The sequence below is a fragment of the Ornithinibacter sp. genome, assembly GCF_035443565.1.
Classification (GTDB): domain Bacteria; phylum Actinomycetota; class Actinomycetes; order Actinomycetales; family Dermatophilaceae; genus Fodinibacter.
Map to the genome: position 1 here is coordinate 1 of NZ_DAORSO010000187.1, position 3,663 is coordinate 3,663.

Annotated in this window: 5 protein-coding genes; 2 read left to right on the plus strand and 3 right to left on the minus strand. The window is 72.9% G+C overall.

Going from position 1 to position 3,663, the window contains the following annotated elements; translation table 11 throughout:
- Positions 1-782, minus strand: a 782-nt coding sequence (locus tag PLL68_RS13050; protein WP_324534757.1) for an amidohydrolase family protein, incomplete at its 3' end; no start/stop codon positions are given.
- Entirely contained in the window at positions 757-1,221 is a 465-nt protein-coding gene (locus PLL68_RS13055; protein WP_324534759.1) for a hotdog fold domain-containing protein, read from the minus strand. The genes PLL68_RS13050 and PLL68_RS13055, both read right to left, overlap by 26 nt.
- 48 nt (positions 1,222-1,269) lie before the next feature.
- Here PLL68_RS13055 and PLL68_RS13060 point away from each other — a divergent pair, with 48 nt between their 5' ends.
- Positions 1,270-1,845 (plus strand): NUDIX hydrolase, encoded by a 576-nt coding sequence (locus PLL68_RS13060; RefSeq protein WP_324534761.1) that lies wholly within the window; start codon positions 1,270-1,272, stop codon positions 1,843-1,845.
- Positions 1,846-1,883: 38 nt separating this feature from the next.
- The gene (locus PLL68_RS13065) at positions 1,884-2,450 is read left to right on the plus strand and encodes a DinB family protein (RefSeq protein WP_324534763.1); all 567 of its coding nucleotides are present in this window, start codon (positions 1,884-1,886) and stop codon (positions 2,448-2,450) included.
- Here PLL68_RS13065 and PLL68_RS13070 read toward each other — a convergent pair.
- A partial coding sequence (locus tag PLL68_RS13070; protein WP_324534765.1) for an MFS transporter occupies positions 2,411-3,663 on the minus strand: 1,253 nt, incomplete at its 5' end. The genes PLL68_RS13065 and PLL68_RS13070 overlap by 40 nt on opposite strands.

The window sequence follows — 3,663 nt, forward strand, 5'->3', positions numbered from 1 at the left end:
CGCGGGTCGGCGTACAGGGCGAGGTCGACGGCGGTGTGCAGCCTCTTCTGTGCGGCTGCGGCGAGGTAGGCCTCGACGTCGTCGGCCTCCACCCAGGCGTCCTGCACCCAGGTGATCCCGAGCGACGCAAGGTGGGCGGTCGCCTCCTCGAGGGCCCGCACCCGGACGTCGAGGGGGTGCGGGCCCGCGATGTCGAGCACGAGGTCGACCGCGCCCCACTCGCGCAGCGTGCCGAGCGGCGTGCCGTCGGCGCGTCGGGCGATCTCACCGAGCGGCGGGTCGGGCGTCGAGGCGTCGATGCCGGCGAGCTCCAGCGCCATCGTGTTGACCCACACCGTGTGGTAGTCGGCGGCTCGCAGCACCACGGGTCGGTCGGGCACGGCCTCGTCGAGCCACCGGGCGTCGAACAGCCCGTCGGGCGCGAGCGCCGGGTCGTAGGACGCCCCGCGGATCCACGGCTCGTGCGGGTGCTCGGCCGCCCAGCGCGCGACCTGCGCGACGACCTCGGCGACCGACCCGGCATCCGAGATGTGTGGTCCATGGGCCTGCAGGCCCGCGAACACCGGGTGGGCGTGCCCGTCACCGAACGCCGGGATGAGGATGCCGTCACCCACCTCGACCACAGCGGCACCGGGCGTGTCCGCGAGGGCGAGCGCAGCGGCATCCACGGCAATGACGAGGCCACCGCGGATCGCGACCGCGTCGAGGTCGCCCTGCACCGGGCACCAGACGCGCCCGCGAAGAACCGTGATCAGGTCAGCGGGCTGGGCGCTCGGACACATAGATCGTGATGATGCCATCGACGACGACGGTGCCATCGGTACGAACCGCCCTGACCCGCACCGGCACGTCGCCGAGCTGCGCCCAGTCGGCCGGGTCGGTCTCCGCGATGCACAGCAGGTCGGTCGTCGACTTCGCGAGGTAGGAGACCTGCATCCCCTTGGGGATCCAGCGCCGGTCCTTCGGCGTGGTGGCCTCGGCGAGCAGGCCCATCGCTGCCTCGAGCCCGTTGCACACCGCGATGGCGTGCAGGGTGCCGATGTGGTTGTGCACCGCCCGGCGGTTGCGGATGGTCAGCTCGGCGTGGTGCGGTCGCACGTCGCGCACCTGCGGCCGCACGGTGCGGAAGTAGGGGGCCTTGTTCGCGAAGAGCAGCGAGAAGGCGCGCTTGCCGAACGGGCGGGCGGACATCGAGCGGTACAGCGCGTAGGTGTCAGGCACCCGGCCGAGGTTACCGGCGAGTACTGCCGGCCGGGTTAACGTGTGGCCATGACCACCCCCTCCTACCCCGGCCAGCCCGGCTTCGTCGTGCCCGCACCCGAGGACCGGCCACGGTTCGACCGGCGGGCGGTGCGGGTGCTGGTGCTCGACGAGGACGACCGGATGCTCCTGTTCAAGGACTCCGACCTCGGGCTGGACCCGGTCGCGCACTGGTGGGTGACGCCCGGCGGGGGTGTCGACCCGGGCGAGAGCGACCTCGAGGCCGCGGTGCGCGAGCTGTGGGAGGAGACCGGCCTCGTCGTGGATGCCGGGGACCTCGTCGGCCCGCTGCTCACCCGGGTCGTCGTGCACGGCTACAGCGACAAGGTGGTCGACCAGCACGAGGTGTTCTACGTGGTGCGGGTGGCGGCCTTCGAGGTGGACACCACGTCGCACACCGAGGAGGAGCAGCTGACCGTGGCCGACATCCGGTGGTGGGCCCTGCCCGACCTCGCCGCCACCGACGACGACGTCTGGCCCCGCGACGTGCTGGCGGTGCTCGAGCTGGCCTCCCGACCGCACGAGTGGGCCGACGGCCCGGTGGTCGCCCCGCCCGTGCAGGAGTCGAGCGTCCCCGCCCCGTGACAGGGAGCTGTGACAGTGCCTCGTGACAGGCTGCCGTCATGGACGTCAAGAGCACGGTGTGGCACTACCTGAAGAACGCTCGCGAGCAGGTTCTCTGGAAGGTCGAGGGGCTGCCCGAGCGCGACCAGCGGATGCCGCTCACCCCCACCGGCACGAACCTGCTCGGTGTCGTCAAGCACCTGGCCGGGGTCGAGGCCGAGTACTTCGGCATGTGCCTGGGCCGCCCGTGGCCGCAGCCGATGGCGTTCTGGGCGGACGACGCGCAGCCCAACGACGACATGTGGGCCACCGCAGACGAGTCGCCGGCGCAGATCCTCGACCTCTACCGCCGTGTCACAGCCTTCGCCGACGAGACCATTGCGCCCCTGCCCCTGGACACCAGGGCCCACGTGCCGTGGTGGAGGGAGCCGGACACCACGCTGCACCACCTGCTGGTGCACATGACCGCTGAGACGGCCCGGCACGCCGGGCACCTGGACATCCTGCGCGAGCAGGTCGACGGTCAGGCCGGCTGGTCGCCCGAGCACCCGAACCTGCCCGAGGGCGGCGCGGACCACTGGGCGGCCTACGTGGCCCGGCTCCGCGAGATCGCCGAGCGCGCGTAGCCCTGCACCAGCAGCGCGAGCCCGGCGGTCACCAGCACCGCGCACCCGGCGAAGGCGGCGGCGTACCCGAGGGTGCCGCTACCGACGCCCGCGAGCGCGACGACCGGGCCGGCGAGGATCGCCCCCACGCGCGTGGTGTTCATGAACAGCGCCGACGCCAACCCGGGCCGGCCGACGACGTCCTGCACCAGGGTCAGGCCGACCCCTGAGGCACAGGCGACGTACACCGCGCTGAGCACCTGAAGGCCGAGGAGCCCGACCGGCCCGCTGACGAGGGTCATGGCCGCGTAGTAGGCGATACCGGCCACGCACCCGGCCGCGACCAGGCGGCGCTGCCCGACGCGCACCGAGTGCCGGCCCAGCAGGAGCAGGATGGGGATCTCGAGAGCTGCGGCGGTGCCCAGCGCCGCACCGGCCCAGACGAGGTCGAGACCGAGCCGCTGCGTGACGAGCAGCGGCAGGGCGGACACGCACGCGGTGATCGCGGCATTGAGCACCACGAAGACGGCGAGCAGCCGCGCGACCTCGGGGCGCCGCACGGCATCCACCATGCGATCGTCCGAGGTGTCCGCGTCGACGGCGGGCCGGGGGGCCACGGTGCGGCCGCGGATCATCGCGATGGTGACGCCGAAGGCGGCCACGGCGATGCCGGCGATCGCCCAGAGCACGGCGCGGTCGCCGAGCAGCCCCATGAGGAATGCCGCGAGCGGCGGCCCGGCGACCCAGGCGAGCGAGAACACCGCCCGGGTGCGCATGACGTCCTGCACCGAGGCGCCGGTGGAGCGCTGGTGGGCGAAGATCAGCCCGATGCCGACACCTGCCGGTCCGCCCAGCGAGACGAGTGCGATGACCGCCGCCGGGAGCGTGCTCGACAGCGCCAGGGCCGTGACGAGCAGGACCGTGAAGACACCGCACCACAACAACGGGCGCAGGTAGTCGCCCGAGCGGTCGGCCCGGGTGGGCACGACGAGCGTGGAGACGAAACTGCTGACGTTGTAGGCAGCCAGCGCCAGCCCGACCTGGCCCGGGGTCGCGTCGTACAGGGTGACGAGGATGATGCCGATCGCCGGGTTGAGGAAGGCGAACTGCACGCCCCACAGGAGCGCGGACACCGACAGCAGCGCCCGGTCCCTGCGCACCGGGACCGTCGCGGCGGTCACTTCTTGGTGGCCTGCGCCCCGGCGCCGTCGGAGGTCAGCGCGGCGATGAAGGC